Annotated in this window: 20 protein-coding genes; 9 read left to right on the top strand and 11 right to left on the bottom strand. The window is 48.9% G+C overall.

The window, feature by feature from the left end:
* Positions 1 to 16: 16 nt before the first annotated feature.
* From V3O24_RS01405 to V3O24_RS01385, 5 genes are all read right to left on the bottom strand, one after another.
* Positions 17 to 439, bottom strand: coding sequence for a desulfoferrodoxin family protein (locus V3O24_RS01405; RefSeq protein WP_331305853.1), 423 nt, complete (start codon positions 437 to 439; stop codon positions 17 to 19).
* 86 nt (positions 440 to 525) lie between these two features.
* Entirely contained in the window at positions 526 to 1,311 is a 786-nt protein-coding gene (locus V3O24_RS01400) for a hypothetical protein (protein ID WP_331305852.1), read from the bottom strand.
* A gap of 248 nt (positions 1,312 to 1,559) precedes the next feature.
* A complete protein-coding gene (locus V3O24_RS01395; RefSeq protein WP_104423907.1) occupies positions 1,560 to 1,985 on the bottom strand; it encodes a YqaA family protein in 426 nt (141 codons plus the stop codon).
* 61 nt (positions 1,986 to 2,046) lie between these two features.
* A complete protein-coding gene (locus tag V3O24_RS01390) occupies positions 2,047 to 2,949 on the bottom strand; it encodes a copper oxidase (protein WP_104423906.1) in 903 nt (300 codons plus the stop codon).
* A gap of 108 nt (positions 2,950 to 3,057) precedes the next feature.
* Positions 3,058 to 3,648, bottom strand: a complete 591-nt coding sequence (locus tag V3O24_RS01385; protein ID WP_104423905.1) for a hypothetical protein — start codon at positions 3,646 to 3,648, stop codon at positions 3,058 to 3,060.
* A 266-nt stretch (positions 3,649 to 3,914) separates the two neighbouring features.
* Between V3O24_RS01385 and pgi the strand changes: the two genes are divergently transcribed.
* Entirely contained in the window at positions 3,915 to 5,603 is a 1,689-nt protein-coding gene (gene pgi, locus V3O24_RS01380) for a glucose-6-phosphate isomerase (RefSeq protein ID WP_104423904.1), read from the top strand.
* Positions 5,600 to 7,039 (top strand): membrane-bound lytic murein transglycosylase MltF, encoded by a 1,440-nt coding sequence (gene mltF / locus V3O24_RS01375; protein ID WP_331305848.1) that lies wholly within the window; start codon positions 5,600 to 5,602, stop codon positions 7,037 to 7,039. The genes pgi and mltF overlap by 4 nt, the downstream gene beginning before the upstream one ends.
* Before the next feature lie 124 nt (positions 7,040 to 7,163).
* On the opposite strand, the gene tadA is transcribed toward mltF, so the two are convergent.
* The 3 genes from tadA to guaB all read right to left on the bottom strand — a co-directional run bounded on the left by tadA (position 7,164) and on the right by guaB (position 10,796).
* Positions 7,164 to 7,625, bottom strand: a complete 462-nt coding sequence (gene tadA, locus V3O24_RS01370; protein ID WP_331305847.1) for a tRNA adenosine(34) deaminase TadA — start codon at positions 7,623 to 7,625, stop codon at positions 7,164 to 7,166.
* Positions 7,616 to 9,202: a glutamine-hydrolyzing GMP synthase gene (guaA, locus tag V3O24_RS01365; protein WP_331305846.1), complete on the bottom strand. Its 1,587-nt coding sequence runs from the start codon at positions 9,200 to 9,202 to the stop codon at positions 7,616 to 7,618. Before guaA ends, tadA begins: the two co-directional genes overlap by 10 nt.
* A gap of 127 nt (positions 9,203 to 9,329) precedes the next feature.
* The gene (gene guaB, locus V3O24_RS01360) at positions 9,330 to 10,796 is read right to left on the bottom strand and encodes an IMP dehydrogenase (RefSeq protein WP_104423900.1); all 1,467 of its coding nucleotides are present in this window, start codon (positions 10,794 to 10,796) and stop codon (positions 9,330 to 9,332) included.
* Between the two features lie 360 nt (positions 10,797 to 11,156).
* On the opposite strand from guaB, the gene V3O24_RS01355 reads away from it, so the two are divergent.
* From V3O24_RS01355 to V3O24_RS01345, 3 genes are all read left to right on the top strand, one after another.
* Complete coding sequence (locus V3O24_RS01355; RefSeq protein ID WP_331305844.1) at positions 11,157 to 11,717, top strand: hypothetical protein; 561 nt, start codon at positions 11,157 to 11,159, stop codon at positions 11,715 to 11,717.
* A 26-nt stretch (positions 11,718 to 11,743) separates the two neighbouring features.
* A complete protein-coding gene (locus V3O24_RS01350; RefSeq protein ID WP_331305843.1) occupies positions 11,744 to 12,526 on the top strand; it encodes a hypothetical protein in 783 nt (260 codons plus the stop codon).
* Between the two features lie 263 nt (positions 12,527 to 12,789).
* On the top strand, positions 12,790 to 12,993 hold the full coding sequence (locus tag V3O24_RS01345; protein ID WP_331305842.1) for a type II toxin-antitoxin system HicA family toxin: 204 nt from the start codon (positions 12,790 to 12,792) through the stop codon (positions 12,991 to 12,993).
* Positions 12,994 to 13,341: 348 nt separating this feature from the next.
* Here the strand turns inward: V3O24_RS01345 and rsxB are convergent, their stop codons facing one another.
* Entirely contained in the window at positions 13,342 to 13,923 is a 582-nt protein-coding gene (rsxB, locus tag V3O24_RS01340) for an electron transport complex subunit RsxB (RefSeq protein ID WP_331305841.1), read from the bottom strand.
* A gap of 216 nt (positions 13,924 to 14,139) precedes the next feature.
* Positions 14,140 to 16,164, bottom strand: coding sequence for a methionine--tRNA ligase (gene metG, locus V3O24_RS01335; RefSeq protein ID WP_331305840.1), 2,025 nt, complete (start codon positions 16,162 to 16,164; stop codon positions 14,140 to 14,142).
* A 179-nt stretch (positions 16,165 to 16,343) separates the two neighbouring features.
* Here metG and apbC point away from each other — a divergent pair, with 179 nt between their 5' ends.
* Both apbC and dcd read left to right on the top strand, forming a co-directional pair.
* A complete protein-coding gene (apbC, locus tag V3O24_RS01330; RefSeq protein ID WP_331305839.1) occupies positions 16,344 to 17,435 on the top strand; it encodes an iron-sulfur cluster carrier protein ApbC in 1,092 nt (363 codons plus the stop codon).
* Between the two features lie 309 nt (positions 17,436 to 17,744).
* Positions 17,745 to 18,311 carry a dCTP deaminase gene (gene dcd / locus V3O24_RS01325; RefSeq protein ID WP_104423895.1) on the top strand — a complete coding sequence of 189 codons (567 nt, stop codon included), beginning with the start codon at positions 17,745 to 17,747 and terminating at the stop codon, positions 18,309 to 18,311.
* Between the two features lie 165 nt (positions 18,312 to 18,476).
* On the opposite strand, the gene V3O24_RS01320 is transcribed toward dcd, so the two are convergent.
* Complete coding sequence (locus V3O24_RS01320; RefSeq protein WP_331305865.1) at positions 18,477 to 18,734, bottom strand: YcgL domain-containing protein; 258 nt, start codon at positions 18,732 to 18,734, stop codon at positions 18,477 to 18,479.
* Positions 18,735 to 18,819: 85 nt separating this feature from the next.
* Here V3O24_RS01320 and V3O24_RS01315 point away from each other — a divergent pair, with 85 nt between their 5' ends.
* Positions 18,820 to 19,425: a CPBP family intramembrane glutamic endopeptidase gene (locus V3O24_RS01315; RefSeq protein WP_331305837.1), complete on the top strand. Its 606-nt coding sequence runs from the start codon at positions 18,820 to 18,822 to the stop codon at positions 19,423 to 19,425.
* A gap of 123 nt (positions 19,426 to 19,548) precedes the next feature.
* The gene (locus V3O24_RS01310; protein ID WP_331305836.1) at positions 19,549 to 19,986 is read left to right on the top strand and encodes an Hsp20/alpha crystallin family protein; all 438 of its coding nucleotides are present in this window, start codon (positions 19,549 to 19,551) and stop codon (positions 19,984 to 19,986) included.
* Positions 19,987 to 20,226: the final 240 nt, after the last annotated feature.

The following is a 20,226-nucleotide window of genomic DNA, read 5'->3' as shown; positions in this document are numbered from 1 at the left end:
TCCATAAAATTGATGCTTACACTTCCGTCCCATTCAACCAGAGATCATGTTTGTTGCACATGCTCAACGCATAAATCGGGCCGCTATAATCATGCAGTGTAAACGTTGATATTGCAGCCTTGTCCTTATCTGGATTAAACAGGTATTCGTCTATGAATTTATAGTTTTGGTCCAGCAAAACGTGCTTAACAATATAGTGCTCGTAACCTTTCATTTCATGGGCGGTTACGATTTTTACAACGATCTTTCCTCCCGCTTTCTCTATTTCAATGTTAGGCAAGTGCGTTGCAACTTTATCGCTCCAGCGGCCGGGCGCATCTTTTGTATAATAGATGCTTCCTGCCGCCTGTTTTCCGCTGTCGGCCAATGCCATTGCCGGTGCAACCATACCCGCACCCACACCCGCTGCGCTTAATCGAATAAAATCGCGACGATCCATAATATTCCCCTTATTTTTGCTTGCTGATGATTCCCTGTTTACGACAGGGCGCTTTAGTTAATTTAGCGTAATCCGATTACGCGATTTTATTCATTTTCCGCGCCCTGATATGCGCTTTTTCGTAACTTGGCGGACTTTAGCCAGTCGCGGACACTCTTTGCCGCCTTTAATACCGGCGCGGCGCCCCCCATAGCCACCGCATCAACCAGGCAATACCAGGCGGCGACACCACTAGGCGGATTGCCTTGAGGCAGCCCCAAAACAGGGTCTATCGCCGCCCACTTCCAGGTGCCAACGGCGGTGCCGATTAACTCCAGCCATGTGGTAATAAAAAAGGCCGCCAAATAAACCATTGGCGAACGGCCCTTAAAAAGATAAGCCAGAAAAACACAAAACAGCAATGCACCAACCGAATCGCCTTGTTCGGCATAACCACTGATACCCCAAACAGACCAGACGCCGCACACGAATACCACTGAGGTGGCGATTTCTCTGGCATAACGCTGAAATAACCCGGAACGGCCCAGCGCGACCGCAGTTAAATAAACCATGCCATGACCGGGCGGCACATAGGCCGGAACATTCCCGAAGCGGTATGTGTATCCGCCCATAAAAGGCGACGCAAAATGCTCGCCGATAGTCGCAAACATGATGGCAATGACAACCTGCACTCTTATTTCTCTATTTTCCCCAAGCAACAATCCGGTCAAAAACACCCAAGCGCAAACACCAAGAGCATTTTGCTTTTCCAGGCTCCCATTGGAATCGCTCAACAGGCAGACTGCCACGCAAAAAAAAGTAAACGCCGCTATAAAATAATCCCGCTTTCTATGGGAATAAGCAACGTTAACAGGTGGAAAATGACGCAGCACAATGACCTCGTATTCAATCAATAAAATGTAAGTAAATAATTCACCATGAAAACATGCATAAGTTAATTTAAGCAATTACCATGAAGAGCATGAAGGAATGAAGCTTAAATTCTTCATGTCCTTCATGCTCTTCATGGTTTAAAAATAAAACCTGCTCAAGTTATTTTATGCACATTCCTAAGTAGTACGGCTTCTCTTCGTGAACTTCGTGGAGATATATTTTAAATTGGTTCGGGTAAGTCAGACCGTCACACAAACATCCAGGCTATCACCGCATATCGGCCAAATTTACCCAGCAATATGATTAAACAGGCCTGCAAAAATGGCAGCTTTAGCCATCCGCCGGCAAAACACAACGCATCGCCAACCACCGGCAACCAGGTAAAAAACAGCGTCCAAATACCTTTTTGCCTTACTAAAGCCAACGCTTTTTGTTTGTTTTCCGATAAAAGCGTGGCAACCGGGAACTTTTTAGCCGCCAGAACGCCCAAGCCCCATGTTGTGATCGCGCCCAGCGTATTGCCTATCGTGGCAACGATAACGACAAGCTCAGCCGGATAGTGTCCAGCCGCTATCATATAAGCCAAAACAGCTTCCGACCCCCCCGGCGCTATCGTTGACGATATAAATGCGCTGATAAACAGCCCGCCTATTTCAAACCCTATGTCTTGCACTTTTTCTCTCAAAAAAAACCCCTGCGGTCAAAGAGCGCAGGGGTTTTCATGTTGCCGGAACTTAATTTCCGGGCAATATCTTGTTTTTATTGGAAACAACCAGTTTAATCAAACCGGATAACAGCTTTATCACCAGCTCAATTCCCGCTCTCAGCCATTCAAAAACAGTTGCGACCGCTTCCGATACGCTCATCCCTTTAAATTTTTTCGCCAGGAACGGCGCAAGCAACAAACCAATCGCTAAACCGATCACGGTGACGCCTGAAATAACCGAGTCTTCTTTCGGTTGTTGTGTGGACGCCGGGGCCACAGCGGGAGCAACAACCGGAGCGGGTGCCTCAGCTGCCGCCGAAACCGCAGCCATCACTGTCTCCAGGCTTCCCTTGTAGTCGTCCGGCACAACGTAAGCGGTCACGCCGGGAATACTGGGCAGATCGCCATCGCCTTTGCCGACTTTCAACTGGGCTTTCATGCCTTTTTCCATATGCTGGGCAATGTCGCAATGCACCAGATAGGTTTTGTCTCCGGGAGGCAGAATCAATGTTCCTGAAATTTTCGCAGGCCCGGACACTTCTAAATGAAACATACCCTTTGGATACAAATATTTGGGCAAGCCATGCATCATCCATTGATGACGGATTTTATCTTCATTGACAAAATGGACGGTCAATTTAGTGCATGGCTTAAAATTAAATTCCTGCGTATCAAACGCAAACATTCTGCCGGGGAATTTCTCAGCGTATTTATGACCGGCATGCACGGTAATTTCCTTGGTCTCGGCGATGCGGTCGCAGCCACCCGGCAACGTGCTGGTATTCTGACCCATCACCATGCCGCCACCCATATCCATTAAATGGCCATCACCGTGATCCATCAGCATACCGTTATGATCTTCATACTCCACCGCCAATACCGGCGCAGAAAAAAGAAAAATCAGCGCCCCAGCCGATAATAACTTCACCATTATTCATTTCCCCCTGTTTAATAAATTCAAAGCTTCCGCCCCTGTTCCTTGCCTACGTCCCTGTAGGCAATGGCGTCACAGGACAACCGACCTAAAAAGCCGTGCCTGTTAGCCTTTAATTTTCGCTATGATTTCATCCACTTTGCTTTTGAAACCTGCGTGTGACAAATAAAGCACATATAAACCCGCAAATGCGAACAATGCGTACAACATCATGTTGTTTTTACTGACTGCTTGGCCGCCGCCTGCTTTAAAGCCCATATGCGCATCCAATCTCTGACCGGAATCAGGAACCAGCGTAATATGGATCAGGTATTTGCCCGGCTCAGGCACGCCATTCGGGAGTTTTAACTCAACAGTACCTTTTTTATGCTTCTGGGCCGGCAGGAAGAATACGCGAGTTCCTTCAGGTTCTTTTGTCACTTCAAACTCAACCGACATATCCCTGTATTTCATGTCCTGATAATCGAATACCAGCAAAGTCATTTCATCAGTACGCGGAATATTGGCGCAAAAATCTTCAGCGGGGAACGCGTTGGGTTGGTAAGCGGTGTAATGCAACCAATGCCCCGGCTCCAATTCAAATTTACATTGGTCAGTATCGGTACCGGCAGCTCCACCATGCGCCCATAACGATGCAGAAAACAACAATCCCAGAAGTACCAGGAAACCTTTTCTTAAAATGTGTGTACTGTTCATAATGTCTTCCAGTTTTGATAAAATTATTATTATGAAAAAATGTAAATGCTATTAATTTTGACCTCATCAAAAACAAGCTTTTTCCGCTGTATTCTGACTAATAGCAATGGGTCACTCTAGCACATCAATTTAGCCAAATAAAGGAATTGATGGAAAGCCGGCCCTACAAATGCCATTTAGGTAAATGCGCGGCTGTACTATTGATTGCTATCCTTCCCTGCTTTTCGTAGACTTAAGCCAACTTTATTCAAACGGAGTTTTACCGCATGTCATCCTTGACCACTTCTACAGCCTGGACAGCTTTAATAGAACATCACAACGAAACCAAAAATATCCTGCTCCGCGACAGCTTTAATGCTGATAACAACCGACACAACAAGTTCTCCCTCCGTTTTAACGACATCCTTTTCGACTACTCCAAAAACAGAATAACCGATCAAACCCTACCCTTGCTAATTGACCTTGCCAAGCATGCCGGGCTGGACGAAAAAATCAAGGCCATGTTTTCAGGAGCTGAAATAAATAAGACCGAACACAGATCCGTGCTGCATACCGCCTTGCGCAACCGAAGCAACCAACCTGTTTATGTTGACGGACAGGATGTGATGCCGCAAATCAACAGCGTTCTCGCCCAAATGCGGACTTTCAGCGACCGCGTCCGTTCAGGCGAATGGAAAGGCTATACCGGCAAGTCGATTACCGACATCGTTAACATCGGCATCGGCGGCTCCGACCTGGGACCGAAGATGGTTTCGAGAGCGCTTACCCCTTATGCTTCCGAAGCATTAAAAGTTCATTTTGTGTCCAATATCGACCAAGCCGATCTTGTTGAAAATCTAAAGCACTTATCGCCTGAAACGACGCTGTTTCTGATTGCGTCCAAGACATTTACCACGCAAGAAACCATGACCAATGCAAAATCGGCAAAAAGCTGGTTCCTTGAAAGCGCAAAAGATCCGCAGGCCGTCGCCAAGCATTTTGTCGCCATCTCTACAAGCACCAAGAATGTCGCCGCATTCGGCATCGATACCGCCAACATGTTCGAGTTCAGGCATTGGGTCGGCGGACGTTATTCTCTCTGGTCAGCCATCGGCCTGTCTATTGCCTTGTATGTCGGCATGGATAATTTCGAGGAACTTTTGCTAGGCGCTTACGAAGTTGACGAACATTTTCGCACCACGCCTTTTGAAAAGAACATCCCGGTCATCATGGGCTTGCTCGGCATTTGGTATAACAACTTCTATAACGCGGAATCCCACGCCCTGCTGCCTTACGACCAGTCCATGCTTTATTTCGCCGATTATTTCCAGCAAGGAGACATGGAGAGCAACGGCAAAAGCATAGACCTTAACGGTGAAAAAGTAGATTACAGCACCGGCCAGATTATTTGGGGACAACCCGGAACCAACGGCCAACATGCCTTTTTCCAGCTTATCCATCAGGGCACCAAACTGATACCCTGCGATTTTCTGGCCGCCGCGAACAGTCAATACAAACTGCCCGATCATCATGACATTTTGATTTCAAACTTTCTCGCCCAGCCGGAAGCCTTGATGAAAGGCAAGACTGCCGAAGAAGTTAAACAGGAATTATCGGATGACGAAAAAGCCGACGCCGTATTGGTCGCATCCAAAGTATTCGACGGCAATAAACCGTCCAATTCGTTTTTATTCAGCAAATTGACGCCCAAGACCTTAGGCTCGCTGATTGCATTTTACGAACATAAAATTTATGTTCAGGGCGTCATCTGGAACATCAATTCATTTGACCAGATGGGAGTGGAATTAGGCAAAACCTTGGCCAAAGTCATCCTGCCGGAGCTGCAAAACGACAAAGTCATCAACAGCCACGATTGCTCAACCAATGCATTAATCAATGCATACAAACAACTGCGACTGCCAGGGACGGCGGAGGTGTCGCAATCGGTACGGAACCGAAGCGACCGGCAATATTGACTCGTCTGCCCGGCCTGATTATCGGCTTTGTTTTTACCGCCTCGCTGACGGCTTGCGACAGCGGATTCCTGTCGCACAACAAACTGGAGCAAATCAAACGGGCGGGAACGTTGCACGTATTAACCAGAAACGATCCGACAACCTATTATGAAAGCCCGGAAGGCTTTACCGGGCTCGAATACGATCTGGTCATGCTTTTTGCCGAGCAGTTAGGCGTTAAAGTAAAGTTTGAAACTCCCGGCACCTTCGACGGCATCCTGAATCGCATTGCCAAAGGCAAGGCCGATATTGCCGCCGCCAGCCTGACCATCACCGAGCAGCGCAGCAAAAAAATGCGCTTCGCCCCGGCCTATTATGAAGTGACCGAACAGCTGATTTACCGGTCAGGCGCTCGCCGCCCAAACGATGTCAGCAGCCTGACCCACGGCATTATCGAGGTTGCCAAAAGCACCAGCCACATCGACAGCCTGACCTATCTAAAGCAGGACACGCCCGAGCTGGCCTGGAATGTCAACGACGAACTGGATACCGAAGGCTTGCTGTATCTGGTCAACGAAGGACTTATCGATTACACCGTAGCCGATTCAAACCAGACCATTTTGATCAGCCGTTTTTATCCCAAACTTAACATTGCTTTCGACATTTCCGAACCCCGCCAACTGGCTTGGGCGTTAAGCCCATCGGACGACAACAGTTTGTACGATGAAGTTGTACGTTTCTTCGGTCGCATAAAAAAGGATAAGACGCTCGATCAACTACTCGAAAAACATTACGGGCATACCAGCAGCTTAAGCTATATCGGCAACTGCAAATTCCGCCAGCATCAAAAAAGCAGACTTCCGCTGTATCAGAAATATTTCAATTCGGCGGCGGCGCAATACCATATAGATTGGCGCTTACTGGCCGCAATCGGCTACCAGGAATCCCACTGGCTGGACAAAGCCGCATCCCCGACCGGCGTCGAGGGCATTATGATGCTGACCAACGACACCGCCGCAGAACTCGGCATCAACAATCGTACCGATCCGGCTCAAAGCATTGACGGGGCTGCACGGTATTTTCAACAACGAATCAAGATCATCCCCGAGCAAATCCCGGAACCCGACCGTACCTGGTTTGCGTTAGCCTCATACAATGTCGGCTTGGGCCATCTTGAAGACGCCAGGACATTAACAAAAAAACAGGGCGAAAATCCCGACAAATGGATGGATGTCAAACAGAGACTGCCCCTGCTCACCGAAGAAAAGTGGCACCAACAAACCAAACACGGCTATGCCAGAGGCTATGAGCCGGTTAAGTTTGTCGAAAACATTCGCAGCTATTACGATTTACTGGTCTGGCTGACCGAGGAAAACCAGATCAAGAAAAATGCGATGGACAAGGACAGTGAAGATTCTGAAAATGAAGCGGTAACCATTGATCCGGCGGCGCTTTAAAAGTCTTTTATTCACCACGAAGGGCACGAAGTTTTTAGCTTTTTCTTCGTGTCTCGGCAACTGCTCCTGCGTTGCTCTAGCTCCTGCATCCATGCAGTCGTTCGTGGTGATAGTTTTTTATTCATCAGCGCCTGGCTTTAAAAAAATCCCGCAGCATTTCCGAGCATTCCGTTTCCAATACGCCGCCGTCCCAGCTGATCCGGTGATTTAAAAAGCTCGCATCGGTCAGGCTCAGTGCATTGCACACCGCGCCCCGTTTGGGATCATAGGCGCCGAACACCAACCGCTTAATCCGCGCATGACTCATCGCGCCTATGCACATCACGCAAGGCTCCAGCGTCACATACAGGGTCGCATCGGTCAGCCGGTAATTTCCCAAGGCTACGCCGGCGCTTCGCATCGCAACCACTTCGGCGTGAGCGGTCGGATCATGACTGCCTATCGGGACATTCCAGCCTTCCGCGATACATTGATTATCCCTGACCACGATAGCGCCGACCGGAACTTCGCCCTGCCGCTCGGCCCGCTCTGCCAGCCTGATCGCATGGCGCATCCATGCTTCGTCCGTTGCAGGGTTTATTCCCATTCAATCGTTGCGGGAGGCTTGCCGCTGATGTCGTAAGCGACGCGGGAAATGCCCGGCACTTCATTGATAATGCGGCGGGAAATCAAGTCCAAAAATTCATACGGCAAATGCGCCCAGCGCGCGGTCATGAAATCGATGGTTTCGACCGCGCGTATTGCGATCACATAATCATAGCGGCGGCCATCGCCCATCACGCCGACCGATTTGACCGGCAAAAATACCGCGAACGCCTGGCTGACCTTGTCGTACAGATCATGGCGATACAGCTCTTCAATGAAAATCGCATCGGCCTGGCGCAGCAAGTCGGCATATTCTTTTTTCACTTCGCCCAAAATCCTGACGCCCAAACCGGGGCCAGGGAATGGATGGCGATAAACCATATCCGCCGGCAAACCCAGCTCCACGCCCAACTTCCTGACTTCGTCCTTGAACAGCTCACGCAACGGCTCAACCAGTTTTAACACCATGTTTTCCGGCAAGCCGCCGACATTGTGATGTGACTTGATCAAATGCGCCTTGCCGCTTTTGGAACCGGCCGATTCGATTACATCGGGATAAATCGTACCTTGCGCCAGCCATTTTGCGTCGGTAATTTTCGCGGCTTCCTCATCGAATATTTCAATAAACAGGCCGCCGATGATTTTGCGTTTTTGTTCCGGGTCGGTGATACCGCTCAGGGCGTCCAGATAGCGCTGCTCGGCGTCCACCCGGATCACTTTAACGCCCATGTGCTCAGCAAAAGTCGCCATCACTTGGTCGCCTTCGTGCAGGCGCAGCAAGCCGGTATCGACAAAAACGCAGGTCAACTGGTCTTTAATGGCCTTGTGCAACAACGCGGCGACAACCGACGAATCGACGCCGCCGGACAGCCCCAAAACCACATGATCGGTGCCGACCGTTTTACGAACGACCTCGATACTGTCTTCGATAATATTGCTGGACGTCCACAAAGCCTCACAGCCGCAAATTTCCAGCACAAAACGCGACAATATTCGACCGCCTTGCTTGGTATGAGTCACTTCAGGATGAAACTGCAAACCGTAAAAGCCTTTGTCTTCATTGGCGATACCGGCAATCGGCGCGCCGTCCGAGCTGGCAATCAGCGTAAAGCCGGCCGGCAGATCGACCACGCGGTCGCCGTGACTCATCCAGACATCCAACAGGCCATAGCCTTCCGGCGATAAATGATCCTCGATGCCGGCCAGTAATTTTGAATGGCCGCGAGCCCTGATTTGCGCATAACCGAACTCGCGATGATCGGAGCTTTCAACCTTGCCGCCCAATTGCTCGGTCATGGTTTGAAGGCCGTAGCAGATGCCCAGCACCGGAACGCCCAATTCGAAAACGATCTGCGGCGCTCTCGGCGTATCGCCGCTGGTTACCGTTTCCGGGCCGCCGGACAAGATAATGCCGTTGGGCACGAATTTTTTGATTTGTTCGGCGTCGCATTCGCAGGAATAAATTTCGCAATAAACGCCGATTTCACGAATACGGCGCGCGATCAATTGGGTATATTGCGAGCCGAAATCCAGAATCAGGATTTTGTGGGTATGGATGTTTGGGGATTGTTGTTTCACGATAGAACTCTTTTAGATCAGGCGAAAGGTTAAGGGCGAAGGGCGAAGGACGAAAGGCGAAAAAACCGTGCTTCAAATTAGATCAATCCTAACCTTTAGCCCTTCGCCTTTCGTCTTTAGCCTAAACTCACTCCATCCTGTAATTAGGCGCTTCTTTAGTAATGGTCACATCATGCACATGGCTTTCCCGCATACCGGCGCTGGTCACCCGCACGAACTGCGCTTTCTCATGCATGATCGCAATGGTTTGGCTGCCCGTGTAACCCATGCTGGCGCGAATGCCGCCCAGCAACTGATGAATAACCGCGAGCAAGCTGCCTTTATAAGGCACCCGGCCTTCAATGCCTTCCGGCACCAATTTTTCGACCAGCTCGGTTTCTTCCTGAAAATAGCGGTCGCTGGAACCTTGCTGCTGCGCCATCGCGCCCAGCGAACCCATGCCGCGATACGATTTATAAGACCGGCCCTGAAACAGCTCAACCTCGCCCGGCGCTTCCTCGGTACCGGCAAACATGCCGCCCAACATCACCGCATAGGCTCCGGCAGCCAGCGCTTTGGCGACATCGCCGGAATAGCGGATACCGCCATCGGCAATCAACGGCACACCGGTTCCTTTTAACGCATCGGCGACATTACTGACTGCGGTAATTTGCGGCACACCGACACCGGCGACAATACGGGTCGTGCAGATAGAACCGGGACCGATGCCGACCTTAACGCCATCCGCGCCCGCTTCAACCAAGGCCAGCGCCGCCTCAGCCGTCGCAATATTGCCGCCGATCACCTGCACCTGAGGATAGTTTTGCTTGACCCAACGCACCCTGTCCAATACGCCTTGGGAGTGGCCGTGCGCCGTGTCGACGATAATCACATCCACACCGGCTTCAACCAGGGCCGCGACGCGCTCTTCGGTACCCTGCCCGGTACCTATGGCCGCACCGACCCGCAACTGCTCGTGTTCGTCTTTACAGGCCAACGGGTAATCCTTGGCTTTCTGAATGTCCTTTACCGTGATCATGCCGCGCAAATGGAATGCACCATTAACCACCAGCACTTTTTCGATGCGATGTTCATGCAGCAGCGCAATCGCTTCTTTACGATCGGCATTTTCATTAACCGTAATCAACCGCTCTTTGGGCGTCATGACTTTTGAAACCGGCTCGTCAAAGCGCGTCTCAAAGCGCAAATCGCGGCTGGTCACGATGCCGACCAATTCATCGCCGTCAACCACCGGCACACCGGAAATATTTTTGGCTCGGGTTAATTTGATAACGTCCCGAATGCTCACATCCGGCGAAACCGTGATCGGATCTTTAATCACCCCGCTCTCGTATTTTTTAACGCTCTGGACTTCGCGCGCCTGCTGCTCGGCGGTCATATTCTTATGAATAATGCCGATGCCGCCTTCCTGGGCAATCGCAATCGCCAGCCGGGCTTCGGTCACCGTATCCATTGCCGCCGCAACCAGAGGGATATTCAGCGTAATGCCCCGCGTCAGCTGGGTCTTCATCTCTACGTCGCGTGGCAGCACAGTCGAGTGCGCAGGCACTAATAAAACATCATCAAACGTCAGCGCTTCCTGGAGAATTTGCATAGACCACACCTTATAACTCTGTGAAAAATAACCGCGCATTATACAGCGTAGGATGGGTAGAGCGCGAGCGAAACCCATATTTTGTTGAATAGTTGGGGATTTTCTGGTTAGACAGACGGGTATTTGCGGTGTCTAGCGTTTAGGTTTATTATCAGCGGCCTTTGTGAGTGGATATGCTTGAATTCCCGTGATTTTATGTGCTGCCATCTAAATTTATTTAGGAAGCACTGAATTCACACAACAGCATGAAATAACAATGATTCTTAATTTTTACACGTTATTTAGACAAACAAATGATGCAATGTTTTGCGTCTATCAGGATAACTAATATTCGCTAGGCTTATTGTGCAAGGAACTAGGATGAAAAATAAAATTTCTTTCATTAAAGATTCAATTCTTGATATTCAGGAAACCATAAGAGCTATTGATACAAAAATTGCAGCTTTGCTAGTTATTCTTTGTGTGCCATTTACCATGCTTGGAAATATTTCTTCACATATTGAACACATCATAAAAAATGGTTATAAATATTCTATTGTTATTATAATAATTTTCATTTTATCATGGGCTTTTTCATTAGTTTCTATAATTAGGGCGGTTAGTGCGATTGATAATCCAAGTAACCACATAATAAATTCATCTAGCTTTAAAGGAATTTATTATGGTAAATATTTATTTACTACAAGTATTCTTGATGTCTTTTTTAATAGAGATGTGTTGAAAGCTTCTAAGGATGTTTTAACACATTATGCAGACTTTTCAGACAATGAAACAGAAATTGCAAAAGAATTGATTCTTGAGCAGATGAAATTAATATACATTCGAGAAATTAAAATATGTAGATTTAATTTCAGCGCAAATGTGACACTTGTTTGGTTGTTTACAGGTTTTTTTACATATATCTATTCAAGATTTCTGTAACTATTATCGTTTAATAGCACCCATTTATGTTAAATTCTGAGCAGAAAAAAAAGATTTCCAATCTAGTTGAAGTTTCACTTGATAGAGCTGAAAGTATATGGAGCGTTGTCGATGGTGATATTACCCTTGCTGAGTCAATCTCAACAGAAGCAATGGTTTTTGATTCGGCACTGACTGTTTCCTCCATGATTCCTAGCCATCCTTTAGTCAACGAAAACAATCCAATTATTGATGAATTCATTGCTTGTGTTGTAGATATGAGAGAGTCAAGCAAGCATTTATTATGTAGTTTAAGCAAGAAAACAGCAAAAGTATCGGAACTAAAGCGAGTTTATTATGAGACATCAGCATTGTTGCCCGCTATTGCTCAAACAATTGAATTTAGTAATGGAAAAGTCACAGAATACTTGGGAGATGGTGTTCTAGCACTTTTTCAAGTTCCAGCTACAGAAGGAAGAGCAGATGCAATATATTCAGCACATAATGCGGCTAAAAATTGCTTGTCAGACACGAGACAAATTATTAATGATGCTTTGTCGATGAGATATAACCTTCCCCCTATTAATATAGGTGCTGGAATGGCATTTAGCAAAGCCATCGTTTCACTTGTTGGCTTAGGGGAAGATAAGCAAGCAAAAGTAATCGGGAGTTGTGTGTACTATGCTGCAAAATTATCGGGCGGCGTTAATGAGATTTACGCAGACGAAAAGTTAAAATCTATTTGGCCAAAATCAAAAGGCGGAACTCTTGTATTTAAACAGAAGAACATAAAAGGTGTTAGTGGTTATTTGTTGGCAAAGGAAAATTAAGGTTAATCCTGTAGACTGACACTTTTTTGATCAGGTTATGGTAACTGGATTGCACCCACCCCAACCTGATCACTATACTATTTCTCCTCCAAGCGGGTCGGGGTTTGCAACCCCGACCCAAGCATTTGACGTCGCCGTTATATTTGAACCACGCACGACCCGGCGGGCTGAACAGCTTAGCCCGTCCCGCCGCCACTTTTTTAGTTAGACAATCATAAACACTAACTTTAAAATCCAAGTTGCTTTAAATTCAGGCCTACAAAATGCCTAGAAAAATCAGAGAGCTTATACAAGATTTAAAAAACGCTGGGTTTTATGAAATTTCCGGTGGAGGCAAAGGTTCGCACCGTAAATTTGCACATAAGAACTATGCCGGTTCTGTAACTATAAGCGGACATATTGGCGAAGATGCAAAGCTTTATCAAGAAAAGCATATTGCGCAAGCTTTGGAACGGGTGAAACTATGAAAAAAAGCGATCTGTACCACAAGTGGGTAGAGTGGAGTGAGGAAGACCAAATATACATTGGAAAATGCCCTGATCTAATTACCGGTATCCACGGAGATGATCCGGTGAAGCTGTACAGCGAATTATGCGAGGTCGTTGAAGATGTTATTAGTCACTTTGAAACCGAAGGCCGCACACTTCCCAGCCCTCACATTCGGCCCATGCGGGATGTGGCCTGAAAATTGACTACCGAGAGCACAAAATTCTGTAGCCGGTTCGAGAGACAACGAAAACCGGCTTTCTCACCCATGCCATTTTGATCGGGTCGGAGTAACGGAATTACACTCATCTCCCCGGCCCTACGCCCTCCTATTTCTTCGCCGCCTGCATTTTCAGCAATGCCAGTTTTTTCTTCTTCGCACGCTCCGCTTTTTCAGCCTCTTCCTGTTCCTTACGCAAACAGCGCGCATCGTAGCGCCGTTTTGCCTGTGCGGATTTTTGCGCCCGACTCCTTTCGGTATTGCTGGGCGGTGCGAGCTGCATGACGACGCAATCGACCGGGCAAGGCGCTACGCATAATTCACAGCCGGTGCATTCCGAGGCAATAACCGTGTGCATGAATTTTGACGCGCCCAATATCGCATCGACCGGACAAGCGGCGATGCATTTGGTGCAGCCGATGCAGTCTTCTTCGATAATAAACGCGACGCTTGCAGGCTTGTGTACGCCGAATTCGGTATTCAGCGGTTTGGTGGGGACGCCCAATAAATCGGCCAGATCGCGTATGCTCTCGTCACCGCCCGGCGGACACTGGTTGATGTCCGCCGCGTCCGAGGCGATGGCCTCGGCGTATGGGCGGCAACCTTGGAAGCTGCATTGCCCGCATTGGGTTTGCGGCAGTAAGGCGTTTATTTGGTCAATCAATGTGGGATTTTCAAGTGAAACAGGCATATTCCGGGTATTAGTCTGGCCGATTTGACAAACTCATCATGGCTACCAACTTAACACAGCGCAGTTTAAGGTTAAGCCGTTCGTAGTGAGTCCTTCGACCAGGCTCAGGAGAGTCTGGTCGAACCATGATCGGCTTAACCGTCCATCCTTCGACAAGCTCAGGACGAACGGTTAAGCCTTACGCGTATCTCCCTCTTAAGTGAGAGATCTTCATTATTACTTAACCCGCATCCCCGGCTGAGCCCCTTCATCAGGGCTCAAAATCCAAATATCCTTGCCGCCGGGTCCTGCGGCCAGCACCATGCCTTCGGACAGGCCGAAACGCATTTTCCTCGGCGCAAGATTGGCGATGACCAGGGTCAGTTTCCCTTCCAAATCTTCCGGGCTGTAAGCGGATTTAATCCCGGCAAAGATGTTGCGGGTTTCATCGCCGATGTCCACGGTCAACTGCAACAACTTGTCCGCGCCTTCGACGTGCTCGGCCTTGAGGATTCTGGCGATACGCAAATCCAGTTTGGCGAAATCTTCAAACTCGATCGTGTCGGCAATCGGTTCGCATTTTTTAGCCTTCGGAGCTTCGGCGGTTTTTTCCAGATTTTCTTTGGACGCCTCGATAATCGCCGCGATTTTATCGGCCTCAACCCGCGTCATCAATGGTTTGAATTCATTGATGGCATGACTTAACAAAGGCTCAGTAATCCCTATCACCGGCCAAGGTTGAGATGCAATGTTTAAAAAGCTTTCCGCATTGCCTGCCAACACAGGAAGCACCGGTTTTAAATAAACGACCAACAACCGGAACAGGTTGAGCCCCATCGTGCAGACTTCGTGCAGCTCTTGATCTTTGCCTTCTTCCTTGGCGATCAGCCAAGGTTTTTTCTCATCGATATACTGGTTGGCTTTATCTGCCGCCGCCATGATTTCGCGCATGGCAGCCCCGAATTGGCGGCCCTCATAAAGTTTGGCAATGTATACGCTGTCATTAACGAATTGACGGAATAAGGCGAGTTCCGAACAGTGATCGGACAGCTTATTATCAAAGCGTTTGGCGATAAAGCCGCTGCAACGGCTGGCGATGTTGACCACTTTGCCGACCAGGTCGGAATTAACCCGTTGGCTGAAATCGTCGAAATTCAAATCGATGTCATCGACGCCGGCGCTGAGCTTGGCGGCAAAATAATAGCGCAGGTATTCGGGATTCAGATGATCCAGATAAGTTCTGGCTTTGATAAAGGTGCCGCGCGATTTGGACATTTTTTCGCCGTTCACGGTTAAAAAACCGTGCGCGAAAATCGCGCTGGGCGTCCGAAAATGCGCGCCGCTCAGCATCGCAGGCCAGAATAAGGCGTGGAAATAGATGATGTCTTTGCCGATGAAATGGTATAGCTCGGCGTCGCTGTTTTTGGACCAGAATTCATTAAAATCCAAGCCCTGCTTGTCGCACAGGTTTTTAAAGCTGGCCATGTAGCCGATCGGCGCATCCAGCCAGACATAAAAATACTTGCCCGGCGCATCGGGGATTTCAAAGCCGAAATACGGCGCATCGCGGCTTATGTCCCATTGCTGCAAGCCGCCGTCCAGCCATTCGGCCAGTTTGTTGCTGACTTCGGGCTGCAAGTGTCCTGCATTCGTCCACTCGCGCAACATGTCGCTAAAGTTGGCCAGATCGAAGAAATAATGCACGGACTCTTTATCGACGGGCTTGGCGCCTGAAATCGCCGACACCGCGTTTTTCAGTTCGGTCGGCGCATAGGTTGTACCGCACACTTCGCAGCCGTCACCATATTGATCGAGCGCGCCGCATTTGGGGCATTCGCCTTTGATAAAGCGGTCGGACAAGAACATGTTCTTAACCGGATCATAGGCCTGGGTAATGCTGCGCGAACTGATGTGTCCGGCATCGCGCAGACGTTCGTAGATCAGCGACGAGAAGGCTTTATTTTCTTCGGAATGGGTGCTGTGGTAATTATCGAACGCCACGCTGAACTCGGTAAAGTCGGCCAGATGCTCTTTGCCGACCTGGGCGATCAATTGTTCCGGGGTAATGCCTTCCCGATCCGCCCTGAGCATGATCGGCGTGCCGTGGGTGTCATCCGCGCAAACGTAATAGCAGAGGTTGCCGCGTTGTTTTTGAAAACGCACCCAAATATCCGTTTGAATGTATTCAACCAGATGACCGAGGTGAATCGGGCCGTTGGCGTAAGGCAGCGCGCTGGTGACGAGAATTTTTCTATCTGACATAGTGTAAAAGCTCTAGCAATTCGAAGGCAAAATTAGCTGGTTATTATGGCATAAAATAAACGCAAGCTGCGCAGCTAAAAAGTGCATTGTCGCAGGGTAATCGGTAGAATGAACGCTATCTTGACTTAATCGCTTGGTTATTGATCGGGCGCATTTTATTGACAATTAGGAGCATGGGCATGGCGAGCATCGAAAAGGCTGATGTAGAGAATCTTCTGCAAACATTCATCGATCCCAACAATGGAACCGATCTGGTTTCCGCAAAATCGGTCAAAGCCATCGAGATCGATGGCAGCAACGTCGGCGTTAAACTGGAGCTGGGCTACCCCGCCAGAAGTTATATACCCGAACTTAAAGCGGCGGTTGAAGAACACCTGAAGACGCTTGCCGGCATCGGCAATATCAGCGTCGAGATCAGCGTAAAAATCGTTTCCCATGCCGTGCAACAGGCATTGAAACCGCTGCCCAACGTCAAAAATATTATCGCCGTGGCGTCCGGCAAAGGCGGCGTCGGCAAATCGACGACGGCGGTCAACCTGGCCCTGGCTCTGGCCGCGGAAGGCGCTAATGTCGGCATCCTGGATGCGGACATTTACGGCCCCAGCATCCCGATGATGCTGGGACTTTCAGGCCTTCCCGAAAGCAAGGACCAGAAAACCATGATGCCCAAGGTCGCTTACGGCGTACAGACGATTTCCATCGGCTATCTGGTCGAGGCCGATCAAGCCATGATCTGGCGCGGCCCGATGGTCACCACGGCCTTGCAGCAACTGCTGAAGGACACCAACTGGGACAACCTGGATTACCTGGTTATCGATTTGCCGCCCGGCACCGGCGATATTCAGCTGACCCTGTCCCAGCAGATTCCGGTCAGCGGCGCGATCATCGTCACCACGCCGCAGGATATTGCGTTGATCGACGCCCAGCGCGGCCTGGGGATGTTCGAGAAAGTCCATGTGCCGGTACTGGGCCTGGTTGAAAACATGAGCATCCATATTTGCAGCAACTGCGGCCATGAAGAAGCCATATTCGGCGAGGGCGGCGGCCTTGCGATGGCCGAACGCAACCGAATCGAGTTCCTGGGCTCCCTGCCTTTGGACATTAATATCCGGCAATTTGCAGATAGCGGCAGACCGACCGTGGTGGCCGACCCGAATGGAAGGCCAGCGCAAATTTACAAGCAAATCGCCCGCAAGACAGCGGCGCGATTGGCGCTGAAGGCCAAGGATTTCACTACGAAGTTCCCCAAGATTGTCGTACAGAACACGTAATATAAAAAAGCTTTTCACCACGAAGACACGAAGAGCACGAAGAAAAAACATCAAACTTCGTGTCCTTCGTGTCTCGGCAACCGCTCCATGCGTTGCTCTACCTCCTGCATGACCCACAGGGATGTGGGAAATGCAGATATTGCAGGAGCAAATATCTGTCCATGCAGTCGTTCGTGGTGAATAAACAACTCTTAATCGCCTGTTTACCGTCATTCCACGCTTGGTTCTTGTGTCGCCTGTGGCTAATGAGAAGTTATGAAGTTCTGTGTTAAAATCCGCCTTTTTAAATCAATCAGGTAGTAATACTCCATGAGCATTAAGTCGGACAAGTGGATACGCCGCATGGCGGAACAACAGGGCATGATCGAGCCGTTTGAGAGCGGGCAGATCAGGGATTCGGAACGCGGCCGGGTCATTTCCTACGGCACCTCCAGTTACGGCTACGATGTGCGGTGCTCGGACGAATTCAAGATTTTCACCAATATCAATTCCGCTATCGTCGATCCCAAAGACTTCGATTCCAACAGCTTTGTCGATGTTAAGTCCGATGTCTGCATTATTCCGCCAAACTCGTTTGCGTTAGCCAGAACGGTCGAATACTTCCGCATTCCCCGTGACGTACTGACGATTTGCCTGGGCAAATCGACCTATGCCAGATGCGGCATTATCGTGAATGTCACCCCGCTGGAACCCGAATGGGAAGGCCACGTGACGCTGGAGTTTTCCAATACCACGACACTGCCCGCAAAAATCTATGCCAATGAAGGCGTGGCGCAAATGTTGTTTTTCGGCGGCGACGAAGTTTGCGAGACCTCTTACAAAGACCGGGGCGGCAAGTACCAGGGCCAGACAGGCGTTACCTTGCCGAAAGCGTAAGCAGGTTTAATAATTCACCACGAACGACTGCATGGCCGCAGGAGGTAGAGCAACGCAGGGAGCAGTTGCCGAGACACGAAGAGCACGAAGTTTTTTACCTGTTTTTTCTTCGTGTTCTTCGTGGTGAGCAAAAATGCGTAACTTTCGGATGTTCTTGCGTGAGAACTATTGAATTTTCAACGGCGCGGGCAGATTGATCGGCGGCAGCTGCACAAAAAAACCTTTCGCCGTCAGACTGTCGATTACTTTTGCAGCGTCTTCCTTGGCCAGTTTGCGTTCCGGCGTCAGCTCCAAATCCATCACAAATTCCATCTTGCCAAAGCTGTTGAACAGCGCTTCCGGCACCTTTGAAAAATCGTCTTTTTTATCGACATACAAATAAAGATTTTCTTTTTTCAGGCTTTTATAAATAAAACACAGCATATTGTCAGTCGCAGTAGTCAATCAAAACGCCCATTCTAACCATTTTTGATTAGAATGGCTTTTTCTTACCGATCGAATAATACAAATGAATCAATCCTCGTTCCACCCCGATGATTTTTTTAAAAAGGCCTGTTCTTTTGAAGCGTCGCTGATCCCGGTCGCAGCCGTTTTAGGCTGGATCGCAAACATCAACCCTTTCGCTGACCTGAATTTTTCAGAATCGGCCATCGCTTGCGGCGTGATAGGGACAATACCTTTATTCTTAATGTTCCTGCTCCTGGAGCAGATACAGGCGGAGCCGGTCATAAAAATCAAGAACATGCTGTTTCAGACCCTAGGCCCCAGTTTGCATCGTTACCACTGGACCGACTTGTTCATACTGGCGGCGATTGCCGGACTATCGGAAGAGCTGCTGTTTCGCGGCGTCATTCAGCCCTGGATGGAATCGTCCTGGGGAGTACCCGCAGCTTTGATCGGCAGCAATATTATTTTTGGCTTGGTTCATGCCGTAACCCCGCTTTATGCCGTGTTGGCGGCTTTAGTGGGGATCTATTTAAGCTTATCCCTGGATTATGGCGGCGACAGAAATTTATTAATCCCTATCATCATTCACGGCTTGTACGATTTCCTGGCGTTTGTCGCCCTAATGCGCGCCTATCGGGCAAGCCTTCTGACCGGTTCGGGCCAGTAACGTTTAAATTTAAAATCAACCCACTTGACAAATAAATCGTTGCCCCCATTTATTCCGGTGAAGACGAATCATCGTTTTTAAGTTTGTTATTGCATTAAATCATTAATCTTTAGGAGACGAAAAATGGCTATCATACGTTATGAACCTTGGGGTTTACTGAATCAATTACAAAGAGAACTGTCGCTTTCGCAAGATGAAAAAGCCGGTGAAGGCTCGGTTGCAACCGCCGAATGGGCGCCCGCGGTCGATATAAAAGAAGAAGCCGACAAATTTGTCATCCATGCCGACATTCCGGGGGTCAAGCCGGAAGACATCGAAGTCAGCATGGAAGCCGGTGTTTTGACCGTAAAAGGCCAAAAAGAAACCGAAGTCAAAACCGAAAAAGAAGGTTATAAACGGGTCGAAAGAACATCCGGTTCTTTTTACCGCCGTTTTAGCCTGCCCGATTCTGCCGATGGCGATGCAATCAATGCAAAATGCAAACTCGGCGTGCTGGAAATAATCATTCCCAAGCGGGAAGCCATTAAGCCAAAACGCATCAATGTAACGTCAGAGGAGTAATTCCAGGCGTCCATTCATCCTGATCACAGACCATGCGAGACGGAGTTTGCAGCTCCGTCCTTTGCGTTTTTTTGTGATGTCGTAGCTTAGGAACGTGCATGAAATAACTTGAGCAAGTTTGATTTTTCATTTTTTAACCATGAAGGACATGAAGCGGCATGAAAGGTTTAAGTCTTCATGCTCTTCATGGTAGTTGCCTAAATTAATTTATGCACGATCCTAAGTTACAAAGTACTGGGG

It is taken from the genome of Methylobacter sp. Wu8, from assembly GCF_036440755.1.
GTDB lineage: Bacteria > Pseudomonadota > Gammaproteobacteria > Methylococcales > Methylomonadaceae > Methylobacter_A > Methylobacter_A tundripaludum_A.
Note: the sequence above shows the minus strand (reverse complement) of the source record. Positions and strands in the feature narration are given on the sequence as shown.